Here is a 23,036-nt window from a genome sequence, read left to right as displayed (position 1 = left end):
ATAACTCCGTGTATACCCTCATGTCGTTGTCTAATTCTGGCTCTAATCTAGAATTTGAACGGAGAGTACCTAAAAGTCATGGTTTTTATGAAAAAATCAACTTTAATATTTCAAATTTGGCAACTTACTGTGCCCTAAAATAGTTTTTTTTAATTATACTGAATAATCGCTGGTGGTATATATCCACATATCGATTTAAAATTGAAACGTTTTAAGTTACCACCTAACTGGGATCGAGAAGGTGTCTTGCTATCAAGAACGGTTGCAGTTAAAGTCAGAGCGCTTATATACTGTTGGCTAACAGAAGTTTCGCCTTCTAATTGCCTACAATCCTGATTACAGTATTTATTTTTGAGCGATCGGGATTGTTATACCGTAGCCATGTAGATTCTTAGTTAGTCCTAAAGTGGCAACTGCGTTTTTACGCAACTCTCTTGTTAATCTTACGAATTTTTGTGCAAAGTAATGGTCATGGCTCCCGCCAAGATTCTTGTAGTTGACGACGACCCTGCGGTTCGGAATTTAATCCAACGCTTTTTGATTAAACAGAACTATCAGGTGGAGGCTGCCGAAGACGGAAAGACAGCCTTAAATCTATTTGAGCAATTTAACCCTGATTTGGTGATTCTAGATGTGAATTTACCAGATGTCACAGGGTTTAACCTCTGCCAAGAGATGCAAAGTCGTAATGGTGTTTTTGTTTTGATGTTGACTAGCCGTGCTGACGAAGCTGATAAAATTCGCGGCTTTGCTAAAGGTGCTGACGACTATCTCACCAAGCCTTTTGGACTAGGAGAGCTAGAAGTCAGAGTTGGAGCTATTTTGAGGCGTCAGCGAGTGATAACTACGGCCGAGCAGAAACGCTTGGTATTTGAAAAACTTATGATCGATCCAGTGCGACGGGAGGTAGCACTTAATAACCAAGCAGTACCTTTAACTGCTCTGGAATTTGACTTGTTGCATTTTTTAGCTAGTCATCCAGGTCGAGTTTGGCGCCGGGCGGAGCTAATCCAAGAGGTGTGGGATTATGAATATGTCGGCGACCAGCGGGTTGTAGATGTTCATATCGGCCAAATTCGCAAGAAGATTGAAATTGATGCTAGTCAGCCAGCATTAATTCAAACTGTACGTGGCGTAGGCTATAAATTTGAATCTCCTGCTCATCCCCAGCATTTGGAAGCCAAGTCCTAAGTTTATAGTCTAGAGTTTTTTAACTCTTGACTGTTGACTATTGGGGTAGTGGTTGGTGAATTTTCTTAACTTTAGTAACAGACAAATTTAGATAATCAAAATAAGTAGATATTCCTCAAATACACGCCAAACAGTGATTTGAGATATTTATTTATCTATCTATTTAAGATAGTGGACAGGGGAGAGAGTCCACTGGAAAAAAATTCTTGGTATGTTACCGTTTTGGTAGATATAACGGTGCTGAGATTAGAGTTCATAAGGTAAATAGCTGTGCATTGGTAGCCAACTTAAGCTAAAGTCCTTTTGAAACCCCATTTCTAGCCTATGTCTGGAAATGCTGCTCATTGGGCTGCTGTAAGTCAGGGAGGCGATAGCCTCAAAATAGGTATTCCCAGTCTGAGACTGAGAACAAAGGTAAAGTCCGCCCTATTACCAACTAGTTTTGGCAATAATTAAGAGAAACTATTAGAACTTTTTTATGGATCGGAATCTACCGATCTTTTTTATTGTAATATTGCCGATCGCTATTAGCTTAAGATCCCGTTAATGGGGCACGGTATGCCGTGCCCCATTAATAGGGGAATAACGCCCTTCATACCAGTACCTATGGGGTGTCTAGTAAATTAGCTGTTGCTGGTGAGTCGGTACAGGGCATTTCTACTGAGGAGTGGTGGAACAAAGTTTCCAGATAGACTCGTGCAGCACGGCGATCGCTATCTCCATTTTGGAGTAAAAACAATGATAGTGCCGCCGTCAATACTCTGTTTTCATCCCAATCGGGATGGGTTTCTAAGTAGTTTTTTAATGATTCGTGGAGTGTTTCAGGAATTTCTGTAAAGATGCTAACCGTTGATTTCATGAGATTTTCCTCCTATGAGGATAATCAAGAGGGACAAGTTGCTTGCGGTAAAGGTGTTTAGGGCTTTACACGCTCTTTCGCTATCCCGACAATCTGCACTTACATCTAATAGTAATATATTTTACAAATTTGATAGCAGTGGTTGAACAGGATTATAAAAGCAAGCCGCATCATTGTGCGCCAAGAGGGGGTGGGTTTGTCAATGCTGCGAAATGTTAAAAATGATGGTATAAAAAATAAATGCGAACGACAGAATAAGCATTTAAGGCATTTTTTTGTTACTTTACTTCACAAAAACTCAGTCCTTAAACTTCTTTGCTACTTGTAATCAACAATCCCCAGTAAGACAGCAAGAAGCCTATTAGCTCGTATAGCACCTGTGGAAAACTGCTAAAATCCCTGTGGAAACCCTGTGGAATGAGTGAGGAAAATAGTAACCAATGATAAGAATTACAAAAATGTCATCAAACTATGACATTTAAACTCATGAAATTAGCTTCTCAATCTCATTTATCATCGTGGTTGCCCTCGATACATCCCCAGGTCTGGATTTTCGCAATTGGTAGATTTCTCTCAGAAGTTGGTACCGGCTTTACCTTGTTTTACGCCCCCATCTTTTTTGTCAATCAACTTGGTTTATCTGCAACCAGTGTTGGGGTAGCCTTGGGTAGCGCCTCGATTTCCGGCATCGCAGGGCGGATTGCGGGTGGTTCTTTGGCTGATTCTGAATATTGGGGACGCCGCCGCACTTTGTTGCTAGCGACGGCGATTTCAGCAATTGCTTCTCTAGTTTTAGCTGCAACCGATAATTTCACTTCTTTGGTAATCGGTAGCTTGATTAGCGGTTTAGGGATAGGTTTCTATTGGCCTGCGGCTGAAGCTGTGGTTGCTGACGCTAGCCAAATTGACAATCGCCGGGAAACTTTTGCGATCGCCAGACTAGCTGATAATCTGGGGTTAGCGATCGGAATTGTGCTGGCTGGGTTTTTGATCGCGATAATTGGGAATTATCGATGGCTATTTGTGATTGATGCCATATCTTTTATGGCATTTTTTGGAGTTGTCTATGTAGGGATTAATGAAACGGAACAACAGCAAATAGAGGAATCTGAAAAAATAGAACTTTTTGCTGCTTGGATAGCAGTATTAAAAGATTGGCGTTTCCTGGTCTACATAGCAGTTAATATATTCTTTACAATCTATATTTCTCAAATCCACAGCACCCTACCGCTTTACTTCAAAAACTTTGTCCTTGTCAAAAGTACTGCCAATGGATTTACTGAAACTACCATTAGCGGACTATTTGCTTGGCATCTGGTGTTCGCAATTATTTGTCAGTTGCCTGTCACCAGCATTTTAAAACGCTGCTCTCACACACTGGCGCTTACTGTTTCTGCCATTTTCTGGGCAATTGGTTTCGGCCTAATTTGGGTTAGCGGGACAGTCTCATCTCATCATCTGCTTTGGGTAACATTAGCATTGGGAGTATTTGCTGTAGCGATTGTTTCTTATACCCCATCTGCGGCCTCTTTAGTGACAGAGTTAGCCCCAGAAAATCAACGCGGCGTTTATTTCTCCATCAACGCTTTGTGTTGGGCTGTTGGCTCTTTTATTGGTCATCCCTTGGGTGGATGGGCATTAGATCGACCACAAATTATTACCAATACTTACTGGCTAGGCTTCATCTTGAGCGTAGCGATCGCTGTGGCAATTTTACAATACCTGAATCGAATTTTGGCTGATTAAAGCGATCTGTTTTTTACTCTATTGCCGACGTTCTTGCAACTTGCGATATACCGATTTTAAATCAACTTGATGGTGAGCTAAGGCAACCAAAGTATGATATAGCAAATCAGCCACTTCACCTGCGATCGCATCTGCTTCATCATCCTTAAAAGCCATTACCACCTCGGCGGTTTCCTCACCAATCTTTTTTAAAATTTTGTTATCGCCACCTGCGAATAGTTTACAAGTGTAAGAACTTTCAGTAGGATTATCACGGCGATCGCATATTATTTGAAACAATTGCGACAATGTATCACCTGGAGGAGAGGCAATTTTTCCTTCTATTTGGTGAAAACAACTGCGCTCTCCAGTATGGCAAGCAACATCTCCTAATTGCTCTACCCCGATAAGCAGCGCATCACTATCGCAGTCATAACGGATACTCTGCACTTTTTGAATATGCCCAGAAGTCGCCCCCTTGTGCCACAATTCTTGCCGAGAACGGCTCCAAAACCAAGTTTCTTCAGTTTCTAAAGTTTTTTGTAACGACTCCTGATTCATCCACGCCATCATCAGGACAGTACCATCTAGATAGTCTTGGACAATTGCAGGCACCAGACCCCGTTCATCGTAGCGAATTTTCTCAACCGGGATGGTGTAATGCAGCGATCGCGAATCGTTAGAAGACATACCAGCTAGTTTGCTCTAATGAGAATAATTTATGGATTCACGATACCATTCAAAATAGGGCAGCCGATATATTTTTTGAATTAAATATCTAAAGTCAAGCCTTCATTGGACTTGCATAACATAATGTTATTTTTTTGGTTCCGCTAATTTTATAGGATAGAAATTCTAAGCAGTGTTTGACCCTATTCTAAGATAGAGCGTTTTATTGCCCACTGTTAGGAGAGAACTTTGGTAAATACCACAATTAAAACAACAAAATCACAAGAAGTCTTCGCCGCTGCTCAAAATCTCATGCCCGGAGGAGTCAGTTCTCCAGTTCGTGCCTTTAAATCTGTGGGTGGACAACCCATCGTTTTTGATCGTGTCAAAGGCGCGTATATTTGGGATGTAGATGGCAATAAATACATAGACTATGTAGGCACTTGGGGCCCAGCTATTTGTGGTCATGCTCATCCAGAAGTAATTGCAGCGTTGCATGAAGCTTTAGAAAAAGGCACCAGTTTCGGCGCTCCCTCAGTCCTAGAAAATGTTTTGGCAGAAATGGTCATTGATGCCGTTCCTAGCATTGAAATGGTCAGATTTGTCAACTCTGGAACTGAAGCCTGTATGGGAGTTTTGCGGCTGATGCGGGCTTTCACCAACCGGGAGAAAATCATCAAATTTGAAGGTTGCTACCACGGACACGCCGATGCGTTTCTAGTAAAGGCGGGTTCTGGTGTTGCCACACTTGGCTTACCAGACTCACCAGGAGTAACTAAAGCAGCAACTAGCACTACTCTAACCGCACCTTTCAATGACCTAGAAGCAGTCAAAGCTTTATTTGAAGAAAACCGCGACGAGATTGCCGGCGTCATTCTTGAGCCAGTCGTCGGCAATGCTGGATTTATCGCCCCTGATGCTGGCTTCCTAGAAGGGTTACGGGAACTCACTTACGAGTATGGAGCGTTGTTGGTATTTGACGAAGTGATGACAGGCTTCCGCATTGCTTACGGTGGCGCTCAAGAAAAATTTGGCGTCACTCCCGATTTAACAACTTTGGGTAAGGTGATTGGTGGTGGTTTGCCAGTAGGGGCTTATGGTGGTCGTCGAGATATTATGTCAATGGTTGCGCCCGCCGGCCCCGTATATCAAGCTGGGACTCTTTCTGGTAATCCCTTGGCGATGACTGCTGGTATTAAAACTTTAGAATTGCTGCAAAAGCCAGGTACTTACGAGTCTCTTGAGCGGATTACTAAAAAGCTAGCAGATGGTTTGCTGCAAATTGCCAAAGAAACTGGTCATGCAGCTTGCGGGGGTCAAATCAGCGCCATGTTCGGCTTATTCTTTACCGCCGGCCCAGTTCATAACTACGAAGATGCGAAAAAGTCTGATACAGCCAAATTCGGACGCTTCCATCGCGGGATGTTAGAGCGCGGTGTTTACTTAGCACCCTCTCAATTTGAAGCTGGGTTTACATCTTTTGCTCACACAGAAGAAGACATTGAGCAGACTTTAACTGTTGCACGGGATGTAATGTCTAGTCTGTAACCTTTTAAGGATAAGGGATTTCCAAATAAAAGTATCCTGTTAACTCTTGTGGGGTGGGCATCTTGCCCCACAAAATGGATGATTTATAGGAAGTCCCTTTTTTCAGACAGAAACAAGCATGCGGAATTTTCGGACTCACTTGAAAAGCATTATTTACAGAATTTCCAGCAGTTAATAGTGTTCAATCCTCTGACGCTGCTGGGGATAGAAGAAATTTTTTAACAGATTTGCTCTCTACCGTTATTACTCAAGAAAGGTCACATCTTCGTCATCATTTCGCAATGGCTTCGTCAATAGAATATGCAATATTTAGCCTACATTAAGATTCATAGTTAATGAGGCAGGATTAATAAATTATTAGGGGGTTAAGTCCCTCGCAACTAAGAAGTGTCAAGTTTTGTAGCTCTTGTCTGGCTCTCCGTTGCAAAACTTAACTTAATTACAAATTAATTATTTTACTTGCCTTTTACAGTTCTCGAAATTCACTCATACCCTATAGATTACAAAAATTAATGCGTAAGCAGGTTCTCACCTTTATAGTGAGGGTTGTGCTTATAGATATTAAATTATCCATCGGGTAATACCAATTTGAAAAATGATTGCGACAGATGGGAAACTGAAACACTTATCCAATGAATGTTTCACAATCCAAAATCTAAAATCGTTCGACTGAGCGTAGTCGAAGTCTAAAATCCAAAATGGTATAAAGTATTTTTTTAGAGTCAGGGTTGGAGCTAACTTTAAAAAATATAACAGTCATAACTGTAGCTTGTATGGCAAGGCTTACAGAGTAGAAAAAGCTGCCATAAGTATTGTGAAAAAAAGATGGTTCAACCTTGAGGAGCTATGAAGTGGACGACAATAAGTCATTTTTTGGTCTGCAAAAAATATTAGTTACGTTGCTTGTCTTGAGTGGGAGTGTGAGTGTCAGCACGATGATGCTTATTAAGTCAAGCTCCTCTAATGCTCAAAGTACAGAGAATATAAATGTAAACAATCAACCAAGCAAAGTTGGAATTCAGCAGCAGATTGAAGAACTCAAAGCGACGATGCTTAGAAGTTGGCAGCAACAAGTACAAATAAAAGGTTTTTCATATACTGTGCCACTACGTTTTCAAGGAGCAATAGTTGATGCGGCAAAATTGACTCCCGAACAGAAAGTAATTGCGCTCACCTTTGATGATGGGCCATGGCCTGAAAGTACCGGGCAAGTGCTAGATATTCTCAAAAAAAATCAAATTAAAGGGACATTTTTTCTCATTGGGCAAAACGTAAAGAATTATCCAGGCTTAGTCAAACGGGAGATTGCTGAGGGTCACGTAATTGGTAATCACACTTGGCATCATTGGTATCAATTCTTGAATCCACAAGCAGCGGCCTATGAAATTGACCACACAGCAGACTTGATTTATCAAGTGACAGGGATTAAAACAAATTTATTTCGACCACCAGGGGGAATCATGCACAATGGGGTGGCTAGTTACGCTAGAAATAGCAAATATGCCATCATTCTCTGGTCATCTGACTCTGTAGACTACTCACGTCCGGCTGTACCAAAATTAATTAATAATGTGTTTAGGAGGGCCAAGCCAGGTGGAATTGTGCTAATGCATGATGGTGGTGGTAATCGCTCTAAAACTGTGCAAGCTTTACCAGAAATTATTGCCAACTTTCGGAAACAGGGTTATAGGTTTGTTACTATTCCTGAACTTTTAGAAATGCAAGATAAAGATAAAAAGCTAACTGCAAACAAAAAAACCGTCCAAAACTAACATCTGAACGGAATTTTAACGTATTAATACTTTATGCCAATTTAGTTATGTTGCCAGTTGTGCTGATACCTTACAACTACAAGTCAGGAGGTAAAATCACCTGATCGATTGCGTGGATTACGCCGTTGCTACCTGTGATATCTGCTTGTGTCACTTTAGCATCATTGACAGTTACCCCGGTAGCAGGATCGACTTTAACGTTAATTGCGCCACCTTCGAGGCTTTTAACTTCGCCAGATTTTAAATCAGTAGACAATACCTTACCAGCCACAACATGGTAAGTTAAAATCTTGAGCAATACTTCTTTGTTATCTGGCTTTAATAATTCTTGCAAAGCATCTGCTGGTAACTTAGCAAAAGCTGCATCTGTGGGTGCAAAAATAGTTAAGTTATCTTTGCCTTGCAAAGTTGCGCTTAATCCTGCTGCTTTCAAAGCCTTAGTCAACGTGGTAAAGGAAGCGTTTGACTCTGCCAAGGCTAACAAGTTTTTGCCTTGATTGCTACTTGCCCCTGGTTTTGGTGGAGTTGTGGTCGGTGTCTCAGTGGGTTGAGTACTTGGGGTGATGGGTGTAGGTTCACTAGGGGTAACACTACCACCACCACGGTTATAAGGAGGCTCGTTGAAAATACTTGGTCTGGGATTTACAGTTCCACCACTTTTCTGTGCTACTGGTTTGCGTTTGGTATTGCCCTTTTCGATTTGGGAAACGGCTTCAGTAGGTGCGTATTGAGTGTTTGCTTGAAGGCGTTGACCTTGGTTATAAGGAGCTTCGTTGAAAATACTGGGGTTAGGATTTAGTACCTCTTTCGCATCAGATGGTAAAGTAATGAGGACGCTGAAACTAGTAAATCCTGCTATGCCTGCCAACGTGGTCAGAAATTTGCTGTAATTTGTCTTCATAAATTTTGTTTTTTTTGTCCACACATTACATAAAGATTTATAACATTTTGCTATGCACAAAATCTAACTCAAGAGGGAAGTAAGATTTTTCTCTAGAAGAGTTTGTGCTAGTGAGGTAAAATATTTAACCTCGATTCACGCTGATAGGTATGAAATATATCTACCATATATTTCATGTAAATTGAGCAAATTTTCTCGATCGCGCCAAAATAAAAAAATTCCACTCGGTGTAAAGTAAATTCTCAGAAAGTGTGAAAATCTCACCCCTACAAGTTATGAGTTACGATGAGCTTCGAGAAAGATTATACTTAAAAGACAATTTATATACAAAAGTGTACGTAAATTAATAGTTGATTCATAAATCTTGAATTACATAGAGAAGAAAGCTATATTTCAGAATTAACCATTGATTATTCAGCAAAAGCACAGAAATTAATTACCGAAATCTTTTAACTTAGGCTAACGCTGACAAAAATTGCAGTAACTGTTGAAGACCCACGAATGAGGGGTTATGTCTATTTATATATAGGAATCTGCTTTGATTAGGAGAAATCCTTTGCGTAGGGAGGGGACACTTCGACAAGCTCAGTGCAGCGCAGGAACAGGGAAGAAGGAATAAAATTGTACTGAGTTTTTTTCAAAAATCAAATACGAGTCCTATATATGCTGAATTAAATTACTTAGTTATTTGATATTTTAATCAATCAGAAAACAATATTTTTTTAAATTGATAATTTCGCCAAAAATCAGGCATCGATTAAACCTTAATGTCAATTAAATAGACAGCTAACCAACTAAAACCAATAAAAATTACTTAAACTAAAGATACAATTGTAAAGTTAATAAGTTGACCAGTTACAAGAGATAGAACACATGCTGGAATTATACCAATGGGAACTCTCTCAATACTCAGAGAAAGTGCGCCTAATTCTAGATTTTAAAGGACTAGATTACCGTAAAATAGAGGTCACGCCTGGGATTGGACAAGTGGAACTGTTCCGGCTGACTGGTCAAAGACAAGTGCCTGTACTAAAAGATCGTAATAAATATATTGCGGATTCTACGGAAATAGCTAAGTATTTAGACTTAGAGTATCCCGATCGCCCCATAATACCGCAAGATCCTAAACAACGGGGTTTAACTTTATTAATAGAAGAATGGGCTGATGAGTCCATAGGCATCAAAGGTCGCAAAGCACTATTTGCAGCCGTAAGTCAAGATCAAAATTTCCGTAAGTCTTTATTACCCACCTCAACACCAGATATATTTAAAAGTCTGGTTCAAGGAGTACCTAGCGACTTACTGTCAGTATTGGGTTTTGGCGTAGGTTACAGCCCAGATGTGATACAGTCAGCGATCGCATCTTTAAAACAAGACTTGGAAGCCTTAACGTTATTATTGGCAGATAGTCCTTATTTAACAGGAGATGAGCCAACTTTGGCTGACTTAGCGGTGGCTGGCTTATCGATATTACTCAAGTTCCCCCGTGGCCCCTATCTAGATTTACCAGCTTCTATCAGAGGTAAAGGATTGCCAATCTTTGCCGAGAATATAGATTATGAACCATTCTTCACCTGGCGCGATCGCCTTTATGCCCAATTCCGCAAACCGTTAATTAGTACCACTCCATCAACGGGAAGTGCGCCAACCTCGATTCAGATTGATTAGATAATTTGGACATGGGGAATTGGGCATAGGAGATGGAGAAGAAAAACAAATGACCAATGACCAATGACCAATGACCATGACAAATGACAAATGACAAATGACTAATCAGATGAATTCGGCACAGCCATTAGGTTCGGTCATTCAAGGTTCTCTAACTGAAGGTTTAGAAGTCCGATTGCATCCTGACATTTCTGTAGAAGATATGCGGGTGGGTAAATTTCTTGTTGTACAAGGGATGCGATCGCGTTTTTTTTGTATGCTGACAGATGTAGCATTGGGAGCTGCTAATGCCCGAATTATTGCTAATCCCCCCAATTGGGAAGACACTTTTTTACGAGATGTCTTAGCCGGAAGTGGTACTTATGGTACTATCAACCTCGCGCCGATGTTGATGTTCACTCCCGAAACTGAAGAATCTTTCTCCCCAACAAATGGCAAATCGGCCAATCCTTTCCTCCCATCGGTGACGGGTTTAGCTTCATTTATCCCACAAACCAGCACGACGATAGAATTGTTGCCAGTGAAAACAATTCCTAGCCACTTTAGTCAAGTTTACGAAGCAAGTGTTGACGATTTTCGCCGGGTATTTGGTTGGGAAGATGACCCCCAAAGGCGCAACTTTTCCATTGGCAAACCTTTGGATATGGATGTACCCGTTTGTATCGATTTGAATCGCTTTGTAGAACGGAGTAATGGGGTCTTTGGGAAATCTGGTACTGGGAAATCCTTTCTAACTCGGCTACTTTTAGCTGGCGTTATCCGTAAAAATGCGGCAGTAAACTTGATTTTTGATATGCACTCTGAGTATGGCTGGGAAGCCGTTGCAGAAGGTAAGAACGTTAATACGGTTAAAGGTTTAAAGCAACTTTTTCCTAGTAAAGTGGAAGTTTACACCCTCGATCCAGAATCGACAAAGCGTCGGGGTGTGCGTGATGCTCAAGAACTTTATTTGAGTTATGAGCAAATAGAAGTTGAAGATATTAAGTTATGTAGCCGAGATTTAGGACTCTCTGACGCAGCTTTAGATAACGCCAATATTCTGTATAGCGAGTTTGGCAAGTCTTGGATTGTCCAGTTGCTGAATATGACTAACGAAGAAATCGAGATGTTCTGCGAGGAGAAGCGCGGACACAAAGGCTCGATTATGGCATTGCAGCGCAAACTTTTGCGGATGGATAGCTTGAAGTATATGCGAGCAGTTTGCCCCCAAAATTACATTAGTAAAATTGTGCAATGTCTGGAAGCTGGGAAGAATGTTGTGATAGAATTTGGTTCCCAGTCTAATATGCTCTCTTATATGTTGGTGACGAATATGATCACCCGACGTATTCACGAGCATTACGTCAAGAAAGCAGATAAATTCCTGCAAAGCAAAAACCCTAGCGATCGCCCCACGCCATTAATGATTACCATTGAAGAGGCGCACCGTTTCCTAGACCCGGCTATCGTCCAAAGTACTATCTTTGGGACTATTGCCCGCGAACTCCGGAAATATTTTGTCACACTTTTGGTAGTCGATCAACGTCCATCAGGCATAGATAATGAAGTCATGTCCCAAATTGGGACTCGCATTACCGCTTTGCTGAATGATGAAAAAGATATAGACGCGATTTTTACAGGTGTATCTGGTGGTAGCGGACTGCGATCGGTATTGGCAAAGCTAGACTCGAAGCAACAAGCTTTAATTTTGGGTCACGCCGTTCCCATGCCTGTAGTAGTACGTACCCGTCCTTACGACGCAACTTTTTACGCAGAAATTGGTGAGCCAGCTTGGGAAGAAAAACCTGACGCAGAAGTATTCGCCGCTGCGGAACTAGCTAAAGCTGACCTTGGATTTTAGATTGTCATTTGTCAGTTGTCCTACCCTGCAAGTTCGCCTTTGGCGTTCTCGTAGAGTAGCCGCTGGTGCGTCTATGTCCTTTGCAAATGACTAATACAACTCTTGGAGACGCTCCGCTAATGACTACGCGGTAGTTGAATCTCGACTTACTTCGACTACGCTCAGTACAAGTCGCTTGATTACCGCGCAGCGATGCACTGAGCGCAGTCGTTGTGTCGAAACTCAGTACAAGTGACCAATGACCAATGACTAATTCGTGACATCCCTCCATTGTCACAGCAAATTAAGTTCGGTTATCCGGCTAGTTTTTGGCAACAGAAGAGGGGTTTTTGGCGTCACTATAGATATAGTCAGTAATTTCAAGGAAATTTAAATTTTTTTTCTATAACGGCTGCTTTTGAATTATAATAATAGGTTTTATCTTAAGATAGTTTACTATTTGCCTGATTTATCGTATTATAAGTTAAGTAGAACTCATACCGACTTCGGATTTACCACTCGGTGTTAGTAACTGTCCAAGAGAATAATTCTCAAAAATAACCAGCGTGCTTATAAAAGATTGAAAATTTAGGGAAGGTAGAGGAACCTAGAATTGGGGGCTTACCGTTTTCAGAACGGCTGTATCAATTAATTAATTTCTTTTGGTAGCTCCCGATATTTCATGATAGATGTACTACTTTTCCCCATCCATTTTAGTAATAAAACATACATTATCTTTACGAAGTAGAGGACATCGCACCAATGCCTACTGTCAATACCCAAACGGAAAACCTCAACACCAAATTCACGGCTGATATGGTGCGAACCTATCTGCGAGAAATTGGTCGTGTACCACTGTTAACCCGCGAACAAGAAATTGTCTTTGGGAAGCAAGTGCAACAAATGATGACGCTGATCGAGGCCAAGGAAGCTTTGGCGAAGAAGTTGCAACGCGAACCGGATATTTCAGAGTGGGCCGAGCACGTTAAACAATCGGAAACCGATGTGCAACAAACAGTGGCGCAAGGTAAGCGGGCAAAGCAAAAAATGATCGAAGCGAATTTGCGCTTGGTTGTTGCTATTGCTAAAAAGTATCAAAAGCGAAATATGGAGTTTCTGGATTTAATCCAGGAAGGAACACTAGGATTAGAGCGGGGTGTGGAGAAATTTGACCCAATGAGGGGTTATAAGTTTTCGACTTACGCTTACTGGTGGATTCGCCAAGCAATTACTCGGGCGATCGCTCAACAAGGTCGGACTATTCGCTTACCGATTCACATTACCGAGAAGCTGAACAAAATCAAAAAAGTGCAGCGCGAGTTAGCTCAAAGCTTGGGGCGATCGCCGACTCCAGCCGAAATTGCCAAAGCACTGGAACTAGAACCTGCTCAGATTCGCGAGTACTTGAATATGGCTCGTCAACCAGTTTCTTTGGATGTGCGAGTTGGCGAGAACCAGGATACTGAGTTGCAAGAAATGCTCGAAGATGATGGCCCATCACCAGAGTATTACACCAACCAGGAATTCTTACGCCAAGACTTGAACAACCTGCTAGCAGAACTAACCCCGCAACAGCGAGAAGTTGTAGCTTTACGCTTTGGTTTAGAAGATGGTAATGAAATGTCATTGGCGAAAGTGGGTGAGAGATTGAATCTCAGCCGCGAACGCGTTCGTCAGTTAGAGCATCAAGCTTTGGCTCATCTGCGTCGCCGTCGTGCCAATGTCAAAGAGTACGTTGCTAGCTAAAAACAAGAGACGCGAAGTTTCGCGTCTCTACACCACCTTGGTGATGCGCCTCCTGAATTCAGGGGGCGATTTTTTTTGCTGAAAATCAGGAAACGCAGTTAATCAGGTATTCGCTATGCGTGTTTGAGGAATGTAGCTTGCTTCCCGTACCACTTCGTGGAAGCAAGCTACGCGTACCGTCCCGAAGGGAAGAGTAACTCAACATTTGGCGGGGTTTGTTGAGTAACGTTTACGCTCAACCCAACCTACGAATATTTTTAACTGGGCAGTTAATCAGAAATCTGGGAAGGTTTCCGAAAAACTATAGATTCAGGATGTAGACATAGGTGTTAGTTTCTTGCTCATTGTGGTTTAGGTCATCTGGAAAAACCTAACTCCCTTCCCGATGCGGAAAGGGGAAAAATTCAAAGTCTCTCTCCTTTGAAGAGAGAGATTTATAGAGAGGTTTTTCAGATAGCATGAAAAGTAAACTGTTATCAGTTCTGCAATAATTTGAGGTAAATATCTTCAAATATTCCAGAGATAATAACAGGGTAATAATACCAATTTGAAAAATGATTGCGACAGATGGAAAACTGAAACACTTATCCAATGGATGTTTCACAATCCAAAATCTAAAATCGTTCGACTGAGCGTAGTCGAAGTCTAAAATCCAAAATGGTATAAGCTATGTCATTTTTCGATGTAAATAGCTATTTATTTTTTAAACCTACTTATCAGCAATTACTTTCTCTCAAAGAAAAGTTAATTATATTCATCTAAAACGTAGCATGAGTCAGAAAATAGTTGAAGACATTAAAAATTCTTTTCAGCCCGACCTCAGAAACTTAGCTAAAAAATGGGCATTAGCCTCTAGGATGATCGTAAGTATTGTGGTTTTAGGTTACTTAATTTTTATTCCATTTAAAGGAGTTGATAAAAGCAGGAGATTAGAGACAACAGAAGTAGGACTTTTAACAATTATATTATTGTTAAACTCTTCAGTTCTTGAAAGAATAGAAAAATTTCAATTTGGTAGCAATGGAGTAGAACTTAACCTAGTACATAGTAAAATTAAAGCTAATATAGAGGCTAATCAAAAGGAATCAAAAGCTTTAGCCTTATTAGGAACTTTAATAGAAGATGATGAAAACCAGAGAAAGTTTTTTGACTCTCTGTTAGACGATGGAGAGCGAACAACTCTGGAAAACTTATTTAATGCTGAAAAAGATCAAAGACAGTTTCCATACAAAAAAGAACAATCCTGTGAGCAACGATTGAGACATTTAAGAGTATTAGGCTTTATTGAATCTTTAACAAATTATCAAATTAACGAATTGCCTCCTCAAGGCAATTTAAGAGACTATTTTAAGCTTACTTGTACTGGAAAAATCTCTCTGGCTTTAGGTTCTAGCAACATTGCTCCACAAGACATATTAAATCAATGTGGAAGTGACTGTCATTGCCACAAAATCTTGACTCAGATTATAGAAAAACAAGGTCAATATGGGACAAAAATGAATAGCATGAATAATTAATACAAGTAGAAACTTTTGATATTACAGATAAAACCTGTATCTGCGAATTGCAAACCATTAATTTTTTGTATGAGCGGACGAAAGTAATAGACCTCTTGCAAAAGTGCTTTTTGCATTCTTGGGGAAAAGGGTAAAGGTTAAGGAAAGGGACAATACAAAACCTTTACCCTTTCCCTTTTCCCGACACATGCCAAGAAGTCTAATGTGTAGCCACGATTTAGAATTGCCAGAGCTACATCCGTTTCAAATCTTGTAAAACTGCGGTGGCTGATTGATAGCGATCGCTAAAATGATAGCAAACCATTTTATCTAAAATTGCCGCTAATTCTTCACTCACTTGCACTGTTTGCCGCCACATCACATTCCCCGTTTCTGGATCTGGATGGAGTTCTTGCGGTGGTGTTCCAGTTATGGCTTGAATAGCAATCATTCCTAAAGCATAAATGTCACTGCATAAACGGGGATGACCGGCAAATTGTTCTGGAGGTGCATAACCCCGCGTCCCGATGGCTACTGTGGCTAATTCTGTTTGCTCGCTACTCGGCGGTTGCATTAATTTGACAGCACCAAAGTCAATCAATACTAGCTGATTATTTTGAGCGCATCTAATAATATTAGTCGGTTTGAGATCCCGATGAATCACTCGATGTTGATGAACAAATTCTAGAACTTCTAAAACTTGTTTGAGCATTTCCATCACAAATGATTCGTTTTGCACATTTTGTACGGGTGGTAATTCTTCACTTAGGGTATGTCCCTCAATATATTGTTGGATTAAATAAAATTCTTGATTATCTTCAAAATAAGCAAGCAGTTCAGGAATCTGATGATGTTTACCCAAAATTTCTAAAATTTCAGCTTCACTACGAAACAACCTGCGAGCGACTTGCAAAAATCGTGTATCTTGACGGGCTGGCATTAACTTTTTAACTACACAAGTAGGATTACCGGGTCGTTGAGTATCCTGTGCTAAATAAGTCCGACCAAATCCACCTGCACCGAGAGTTTGAGAGATTTTGTAGCGTCCACTCAAAAGCAAATCACCTGATTTTATTTCTGGTGAATCAACTGGGGGAGGAAAGTCAACAGACGAGTCGGGAATTGCTGTTTTATCTTCTAAGAGTACATTTAATTGGGCGATCGCTTCTTGTTGTTTTTCAACTTGCAGAATAATCACCTGAGTTTGCTGCTGATTTTGGTAGTTGGTATAAGTAATGACACAAATACTACTAATCGCCAACGCAAGAGCAGGAGGGATTAACGGCACCCATCCAGCTTGCAAAAACAAGGCAACGCAGATTACTACTAAGCCAAATAGAGTTATCCCTACCACCACTAGCAAAAGCAGCGGATTTTGCCACCGTAATGCTAAAACACCACCTAATAGCGACCAGCCCCATATCCAAATAAGTTCCACCCAGTTTGGCCAATACCAAATCAAGGGTCGCCCATCTAACACTGTACTGATGAATTGACTTGCTATCTGTGCATGAATCAATAGAGCAGGCATTCTAGCTGGTTGATCTGGTAAAGCGCTGTAGGGCGTATAAAAGCCACCTGGAGGGATATTAGTCGCTGTAGTACCAATAATTACCAAACGGTCTTTGAATAAACTGGGGTTGACTCGATCGCTAAGAACATCTGTGAGGGTTACTTGGTCGGCGAGGCTGTTGGGGTGACGGTAATTTAATAATATTTGATAGCCCTGTGCATCCAAGTGTTGGTAGCCACCAGAATTAGGTTGTAAACGCCGGAACAGGATTTTACCTAATATAAAATCTCCTTTTTTAGTGAAATCGTATTCAATACCTTGTTTTTCTAGATAATTAATTGCAATTAATGCACCAAATGCAAATTGTGTTGTACATTTCTTGTCTGTAGAGTTGGCAAATAATAAAGTGCGGCGGAGACTTTGGTCGTTTTCATTGTCAGCAATCACATCGCTAAACCCGACATTATCTATAGGGACATTCGGCGGCGGGGGAATTTCATCTCTACCCAAACTGCTGAATAAACAGGTAGTGACAATGTTATCTTGATTTTGGAAATTAGCCGCCAAATTATTGTCTTCCGGTCGGAAAAGATATAAACCAACAATTCGCGGTTGATAAGACTCTATTTTCTTTAATAGCTGATTGATTGTCCGATCTGATAGAGGCCATTTCTCGCGTTTGAGATCGTTATCAGTAATTTTTACTAGCAAAATCCGCCGATCGGGTGCTTCTAATGGACGCGATCGCAACATCTGATCGTAAACTCTTAACTCCCAAGGCTGTAACCATTTGAGTTCACGAACTCCCCAGATAAAGGCGGTGACTCCTATACTGGTAACAAAAATAATTTGTAGCCAACTTTTGCTCTTAGAAGTTTCACGGGAATCCTGAACTTTGACAAAAGGTACGCGGAGTTTTTCTAATAGTCCACTAATCACGGCGTTGAGGCGGTAGCCTAATTGGGTAGATGTTGTAGGCGCAGAAGTCAAATTTGGGAATCTAGGTTAAAGCTAATTAACCTAAAGCTCCTATTAATGTAACAATTTACTTGTTAGTTAGAGGCTTTGACGTATTCCTACTTTGAAAGCAAGCTTACGCCCAGCGTCAACCATAGAATCAGACAAGCCTTAATCATCTGTTGGAGATGTTTGAGATGTTTGAATATCTTCAACAGAACTGCTAATTGGGAAAGAAATCGGATTAGTAGATGGAGTTAGTGAATCTAACTGAGGTTGTTCAAGTGATGCTTCAATGCTTGAATCATCAAAATAGGAACCAACAATTTTATCATAGTTAGAAGCAACAGCTAAAAAAGCGCCACCCAAAATATAGATAGGTAATGGCAGATTAAATTCTTGCAACCAGTCAAACAGTTCCGCTAAGGCAAACAGCACCAAAAAGCAAGCAAGCCAAACCTTCATATTCTTATCCCCTGAATTGAAACAATTCTATTACTAGCTTAAATAGCTTGCATAATAGTAGATGTAATACATAATCACCAACTTACAAGAAAGCAGAGGAGCAGAGGGGCAGAGGGGCAAAGGAGCAGAGGAGCAGAGGGGCAGAGGAAAAAAATGATTTTCGGTACAAGTCCCGCCCCTATTAGGCGATCTTCTTCCTGGATTTCTCACAAGAGAGAAATCCAAGGGGTGTGGGAGGTGTGGGAAGGGTGGGAGGATGGGGAAGAAATCTTTCTCCCCTCACTCCCCACACTCCTCTTCCCTCTCTGCCTACACTATTCGTGAGAAATCCGGGTTCTTACCCTCTGATCCCCTGCCTTTTCTTGACAACCTCTATAACCTTAGATGGGTGCAGTTAGAGCCATAGCATCTGCTATATTGCATGAGAAAAATCAAAATATACTATTACAGCAGATGGGAGAACCCAGTGAGTCGCTTTTAGCCAAATACTTTTAAAATGAGTGAGAACCTGAAAGCTCAAGAGGTTACTGATTTGCAGCAATATTTGAGCCAACAGCAAGTTGCGCTGCGCGATAGTGAAGCACGCTACCGTTCACTGGCAGAAGCCAGCGCATCCATTGTCTGGAGGGCAGCTCCTTGGGGCAATGTTGTTGATGATATTCCAACTTGGCAGGGGTTCACAGGGCAAAGTCCCGAACAATATAAAGGATGGGGTTGGATTGAGGCACTGCACCCAGAAGATCGTTCATCGATGGTGGAAATTTGGCAACAGGCGTTTCCTACACGCAGTGTTGCAGTTGCTGAGTATCGTGTTCTACGGCATGATGGCGAATACCGTTATATGAATATACGCGGTGTGCCGATACTCGACGAAACAGGCGAAATCCGCGAATGGGTGGGAATGTGCGTCGATATTACCGATCGCAAACAGGCAGAGGCTAAATTGCGCGAGAGTGAGGCATGTTTTCGGCTGCTGGCTGAGAATTCAACTGATATTATTTCCCGCCACACAGTAGATGGAACTCTTCTATATATTTCACCAGCTTGTTACACAGTATTGGGGTATCAACCAGAAGAACTAGTCGGTCATCACAGCCAGGAGTTAGTTCACACAGAGGATTTGGCAGAGATTGCCAAGAATTACCCAGTGAATGCCGATTTACCAGATATTTATACCGTTACTCACCGCGCTCGTCACAAAGACGGGCATTATATCTGGTTAGAAGCAACTATTCGAGCTATTCGCGATCGCCAAACTCAAGAAATTTTAGAGATGCAAGCGTCTTCGCGAGATATTACTAAGCGCAAACAGGTGGAAGAGGAGCAGCGTTTCTTAGCTGAGGCTAGTGGGATTTTGGCTGCATCATTGGACTACGAAATAACCCTAGCAGGTTTGGCACGTTTAGCAGTGCCGGAAATCGCTGATTGGTGCTTAGTTGATATTATTTGTGACAATCAATTAGTCCGTCGGGTTGCAACAGCCCATGCTAATCCAGAGAAACAAGAATTGGTAGAACAGTTACAAAATTATCCGCCTGATTTGGCACAAACAGCAGGTGTTGCGAAGGTAATACGGACGGGCAAATCACAAATTACTCATTTTATTTCTGAGGAACAGCTCCAACGGTTAACCCACAACGCCAGTCACTTCCAAATCTTGCAAGAATTAAATCCAACATCTGGGATGATTGTACCGTTAATTCTTCGGGGACGCGTGCTGGGAGCAATGACTTTGGTCTCTTCTTCAGGTCGTTTCTACGATACCAAAAGCCTGATGTTAGCTGAGGAGTTAGCTAGCCGAGCAGCGATCGCTGTTGATAATGCCGGACTCTACAGAGAAGCACAGCAATCTCAACAAGCGGCCTTACACGCAGCATCTCGCATTACCCGTCTGCAAGCAATTACTGCCGCCCTTTCTGAATCTTTAACTCCGACACAGGTTGCTGAAGTAATTGTCGAGCAAGGTATGGCAGCTTTGGGAGCTAGTTCTGTTTTTGTCGCACTACTGACTCAAAGCGGCACTGAATTAGAACTTATCCGCACTGTTGGCGAGCAACAGATAGTAGATTCATGGCGTCGATTCTCGATTAATGCATCCGCGCCACTGGCAGAAGCAGTAAGAACTAAGCAGCCTATTTGGGAAGAGCCAACCGAAACAAGGATTGCTCGTTACTCAAATCTTGCCAAGGAGTATGCTCAGTCCAACTACGGCGCTTGGATTTCGATTCCATTGCTCATCGAAGGACGAGCTATTGGTGGAATGTCTCTTGCTTTTACCGAAATTCAGAAGTTTAATCAAGACGATCGAGCCTTTATGCTGGCACTAGCACAGCAGTGCGCTCAAGCGATGGAACGTGCCCGTCTATACGAGGCAGAACAAACCGCCCGGAGAGCAGCAGAAAATGCCAACCGGATAAAAGATGAGTTTCTGGCAGTACTTTCTCATGAATTGCGATCGCCACTCAACCCAATTTTAGGTTGGTCAAAGCTTCTCCAAACCAAAAAACTGGATGAAAAGACAATTCCTCAAGCGCTGAAGACTATTGAGCGAAATGCCAAATTACAGGCTCAACTGATTGAAGACTTACTGGATATCTCCCGAATTTTACAAGGTAAAATCAGCTTGAATATTTACCCAGTCGATCTGACATCTGTGATTTCGGCAGCAATGGAGACAGTGCGGCTATCGGCAGAAGCTAAATCAATTGAGATGCACATTAGTCTAGAACCAAATTTGGGGCAAGTTTTGGGAGACTCCAACCGATTGCAGCAAATCGTTTGGAACTTGCTCTCAAATGCGGTTAAATTTACACCAGAAGGCGGACGGGTTGATATTCGACTATCATCATGTCCTAAATCAAATTCCAACTCAGCACCTAGCACTCATAACTCAGCACTGATTCAAGTCAGCGATACAGGGAAAGGTATCGACCCCAATTTTCTGCCTTACGTGTTTGAATATTTTCGCCAAGAGAACAGCAGCACCACCAGAAAATTTGGTGGATTGGGGTTAGGATTAGCGATCGTCCGTCACTTAGTCGAACTGCATGGCGGGACAGTCCAAGTAGAAAGTGAGGGCGAAGATCGGGGGGCAACTTTCACTGTAAGACTACCGTTAATCCAAAATCAATTAGAGATTAAACAAGACAGTAGCAATTCTGAGCCATCTTCAAATTTGAATGATGTCAAAATTTTAGTAGTGGATGATGATACAGATACGCGAGAATTTATTGTCTTCTTACTAGAGCAGTATGGGGCAAATGTGACAGCAGTAACATCAGCCAATGAAGCCCTAGCTACTTTAGCCCAATCCTTGCCAGATATACTTTTAAGCGATATTGGGATGCCAGAAGTGGATGGATGTATGTTCATGCGACAGTTGAGAACATTGCCACCAGAGCAGGGAGGAAAAATTCGCGCGATCGCACTTACCGCCTATGCTGGAGAAATGAATGCTCAACAGGTTCTAAAAGCTGGATTTAACAAGCATATAGCCAAACCAGTAGAGCCAAGCGAGTTAGTAGATGCGATCGCTAACTTAATCGCTGAATAAACCTGCCTCTACCTGTTCGCCATTACTTGATACAGTTAAAACTAATTGTCAGTTTTAAATCATATCTGTAAGAATATTTGCGATCGCTTGTTCTTTGTTCGGTTTTTACTTAACCAGACAATAGGCTTAACAAGTTAGTTTAGCAACTTGTTAAGCCCCTTGTTGAAGTTAGGCAAACTTCCGCTACAGTGTAATAGCTAGCTAAGTTAATAGCTGAATAAACCTGCTTCTACCTGTTTACCGTTACTTGATATTATCAGATATGCTTGCTTTATATTGTAGCTCAGAAAGAATCCCTTGTTTGATATCAATCTTACGCGAGATAACTTTTTGATCAAAATAGAAATCAGCAACGCCCTGCTGTAGGCCAATGAGCGCAGGTGTAATTTTTTTCAATTTATAAGTACGACGGCTTGCCACCTTTAGTGCAACTGCTGGATCTAATTTCTGTTCATCAACTAAAATTTTGGCATAATCGCTTGGGTTTTTTTCAAGCGCTTCTCCTACCTTCTCTGCTTCCTCTAAAACCACTCGCACAAATTGCAGATTTTGGGTGACAAATGCACGTCTGCCAATATAAAACCCGTTGATAATGTTAATTCCTTTTCCATTTCTCAGATTCCGAATCGGGGTAGTATTTTCCACAGCAGCTAAAAGGGGATCGCCACCCACCCAGGCGTCAGCCTTGCCTTGAAGAAAGGCATCGCGGGCTTCAGTTGGAGTCGAAGCAACGATTTGAATATCGCTAATTTTTAACCCTACCTCTTGCAACGCTTTTGCTAGTAAATACTGTGCATTCGACCCTACCTGAAAAGCAATTTTCTTACCTTTAAGATCCGCTACTTTCTTAATGGGAGAATTAGCTTTCACCACAATACCTTGGCTTGTACCATCCGTGGGCGTGCGTCCAGTAAGATAGACAACTTCAGGGATGAGGCCTGGGCGTGCAGCTTGGTCAAATATTGGAGGTGTCTCTCCGACATTACCGATATCCACCTTACCTTCATTCAACGCTTTTATCAATTGCGGCCCTGCTGCAAATGGCCCAACCCAATTCACCGTAAGGATTCAGGTCAGGAGGTATTGACAAGTGTGACATCGGAGGTGGAGTATCACAATTATGGAAAAAGACCTGCCTCTGAAACTAGAGCGTG

General features: G+C 41.6%; 14 protein-coding genes and 1 pseudogene. 9 read left to right on the top strand and 6 right to left on the bottom strand.

Annotated features, from left to right (window positions below; all coding sequences use genetic code 11):
• Positions 1-471: 471 nt before the first annotated feature.
• Positions 472-1,191 carry a response regulator transcription factor gene (locus V7K45_RS31320; RefSeq protein ID WP_094348795.1) on the top strand — a complete coding sequence of 240 codons (720 nt, stop codon included), beginning with the start codon at positions 472-474 and terminating at the stop codon, positions 1,189-1,191.
• 667 nt (positions 1,192-1,858) lie between these two features.
• On the opposite strand, the pseudogene V7K45_RS31315 reads toward V7K45_RS31320, so the two are convergent.
• Positions 1,859-2,050, bottom strand: a pseudogene (locus V7K45_RS31315) (DUF2811 domain-containing protein); the annotation flags it as partial.
• Between the two features lie 486 nt (positions 2,051-2,536).
• On the opposite strand from V7K45_RS31315, the gene V7K45_RS31310 reads away from it, so the two are divergent.
• Positions 2,537-3,796: an MFS transporter gene (locus V7K45_RS31310; RefSeq protein ID WP_335009635.1), complete on the top strand. Its 1,260-nt coding sequence runs from the start codon at positions 2,537-2,539 to the stop codon at positions 3,794-3,796.
• An 18-nt stretch (positions 3,797-3,814) separates the two neighbouring features.
• Here the strand turns inward: V7K45_RS31310 and hisIE are convergent, their stop codons facing one another.
• Positions 3,815-4,465: a bifunctional phosphoribosyl-AMP cyclohydrolase/phosphoribosyl-ATP diphosphatase HisIE gene (gene hisIE, locus V7K45_RS31305; protein WP_335009633.1), complete on the bottom strand. Its 651-nt coding sequence runs from the start codon at positions 4,463-4,465 to the stop codon at positions 3,815-3,817.
• A 228-nt stretch (positions 4,466-4,693) separates the two neighbouring features.
• On the opposite strand from hisIE, the gene hemL reads away from it, so the two are divergent.
• Both hemL and V7K45_RS31295 read left to right on the top strand, forming a co-directional pair.
• Positions 4,694-5,992, top strand: coding sequence for a glutamate-1-semialdehyde 2,1-aminomutase (hemL, locus tag V7K45_RS31300; protein ID WP_335009631.1), 1,299 nt, complete (start codon positions 4,694-4,696; stop codon positions 5,990-5,992).
• A gap of 851 nt (positions 5,993-6,843) precedes the next feature.
• Positions 6,844-7,764, top strand: a complete 921-nt coding sequence (locus tag V7K45_RS31295) for a polysaccharide deacetylase family protein (RefSeq protein WP_335009629.1) — start codon at positions 6,844-6,846, stop codon at positions 7,762-7,764.
• A gap of 76 nt (positions 7,765-7,840) precedes the next feature.
• Here V7K45_RS31295 and V7K45_RS31290 read toward each other — a convergent pair whose 3' ends face one another.
• Positions 7,841-8,665: a fasciclin domain-containing protein gene (locus V7K45_RS31290; RefSeq protein WP_335009627.1), complete on the bottom strand. Its 825-nt coding sequence runs from the start codon at positions 8,663-8,665 to the stop codon at positions 7,841-7,843.
• 873 nt (positions 8,666-9,538) lie between these two features.
• On the opposite strand from V7K45_RS31290, the gene V7K45_RS31285 reads away from it, so the two are divergent.
• From V7K45_RS31285 to V7K45_RS31270, 4 genes are all read left to right on the top strand, one after another.
• The gene (locus tag V7K45_RS31285; RefSeq protein ID WP_335009625.1) at positions 9,539-10,333 is read left to right on the top strand and encodes a glutathione S-transferase family protein; all 795 of its coding nucleotides are present in this window, start codon (positions 9,539-9,541) and stop codon (positions 10,331-10,333) included.
• Positions 10,334-10,442: 109 nt separating this feature from the next.
• Positions 10,443-12,173, top strand: a complete 1,731-nt coding sequence (locus tag V7K45_RS31280) for an ATP-binding protein (protein ID WP_335009851.1) — start codon at positions 10,443-10,445, stop codon at positions 12,171-12,173.
• Positions 12,174-12,914: 741 nt separating this feature from the next.
• Positions 12,915-13,898, top strand: a complete 984-nt coding sequence (locus V7K45_RS31275; RefSeq protein WP_335009623.1) for an RNA polymerase sigma factor, RpoD/SigA family — start codon at positions 12,915-12,917, stop codon at positions 13,896-13,898.
• Positions 13,899-14,668: 770 nt separating this feature from the next.
• Positions 14,669-15,415, top strand: coding sequence for a hypothetical protein (locus V7K45_RS31270; RefSeq protein WP_335009621.1), 747 nt, complete (start codon positions 14,669-14,671; stop codon positions 15,413-15,415).
• 232 nt (positions 15,416-15,647) lie between these two features.
• On the opposite strand, the gene V7K45_RS31265 is transcribed toward V7K45_RS31270, so the two are convergent.
• Both V7K45_RS31265 and V7K45_RS31260 read right to left on the bottom strand, forming a co-directional pair.
• The gene (locus V7K45_RS31265) at positions 15,648-17,846 is read right to left on the bottom strand and encodes a CHASE2 domain-containing protein (protein ID WP_335009849.1); all 2,199 of its coding nucleotides are present in this window, start codon (positions 17,844-17,846) and stop codon (positions 15,648-15,650) included.
• Between the two features lie 189 nt (positions 17,847-18,035).
• On the bottom strand, positions 18,036-18,329 hold the full coding sequence (locus V7K45_RS31260; protein WP_335009619.1) for a hypothetical protein: 294 nt from the start codon (positions 18,327-18,329) through the stop codon (positions 18,036-18,038).
• Between the two features lie 496 nt (positions 18,330-18,825).
• On the opposite strand from V7K45_RS31260, the gene V7K45_RS31255 reads away from it, so the two are divergent.
• On the top strand, positions 18,826-21,882 hold the full coding sequence (locus V7K45_RS31255; protein ID WP_335009617.1) for a hybrid sensor histidine kinase/response regulator: 3,057 nt from the start codon (positions 18,826-18,828) through the stop codon (positions 21,880-21,882).
• 243 nt (positions 21,883-22,125) lie between these two features.
• On the opposite strand, the gene V7K45_RS31250 is transcribed toward V7K45_RS31255, so the two are convergent.
• On the bottom strand, positions 22,126-22,941 hold the full coding sequence (locus V7K45_RS31250; protein WP_335009615.1) for an aliphatic sulfonate ABC transporter substrate-binding protein: 816 nt from the start codon (positions 22,939-22,941) through the stop codon (positions 22,126-22,128).
• Positions 22,942-23,036 lie beyond the last annotated feature (95 nt).

The organism is Nostoc sp., assembly GCF_036917375.1.
Classification (GTDB): domain Bacteria; phylum Cyanobacteriota; class Cyanobacteriia; order Cyanobacteriales; family Nostocaceae; genus Nostoc.
This window is presented reverse-complemented; position numbering and strand designations above follow the sequence as displayed.

What these genes read in the sequence shown, in the direction of transcription:
- V7K45_RS31320 (WP_094348795.1), top strand. Translation starts at nt 472, where the DNA reads ATGGCTCCCGCCAAGATTCTTGTAGTTGACGACGACCCTGCGGTTCGG.
- V7K45_RS31310 (WP_335009635.1), top strand. Translation starts at nt 2,537, where the DNA reads ATGAAATTAGCTTCTCAATCTCATTTATCATCGTGGTTGCCCTCGATA.
- hisIE (WP_335009633.1), bottom strand. Translation starts at nt 4,465, where the DNA reads ATGTCTTCTAACGATTCGCGATCGCTGCATTACACCATCCCGGTTGAG.
- V7K45_RS31290 (WP_335009627.1), bottom strand. Translation starts at nt 8,665, where the DNA reads ATGAAGACAAATTACAGCAAATTTCTGACCACGTTGGCAGGCATAGCA.
- V7K45_RS31285 (WP_335009625.1), top strand. Translation starts at nt 9,539, where the DNA reads ATGCTGGAATTATACCAATGGGAACTCTCTCAATACTCAGAGAAAGTG.
- V7K45_RS31280 (WP_335009851.1), top strand. Translation starts at nt 10,443, where the DNA reads ATGAATTCGGCACAGCCATTAGGTTCGGTCATTCAAGGTTCTCTAACT.
- V7K45_RS31275 (WP_335009623.1), top strand. Translation starts at nt 12,915, where the DNA reads ATGCCTACTGTCAATACCCAAACGGAAAACCTCAACACCAAATTCACG.
- V7K45_RS31270 (WP_335009621.1), top strand. Translation starts at nt 14,669, where the DNA reads ATGAGTCAGAAAATAGTTGAAGACATTAAAAATTCTTTTCAGCCCGAC.
- V7K45_RS31260 (WP_335009619.1), bottom strand. Translation starts at nt 18,329, where the DNA reads ATGAAGGTTTGGCTTGCTTGCTTTTTGGTGCTGTTTGCCTTAGCGGAA.
- V7K45_RS31255 (WP_335009617.1), top strand. Translation starts at nt 18,826, where the DNA reads ATGAGTGAGAACCTGAAAGCTCAAGAGGTTACTGATTTGCAGCAATAT.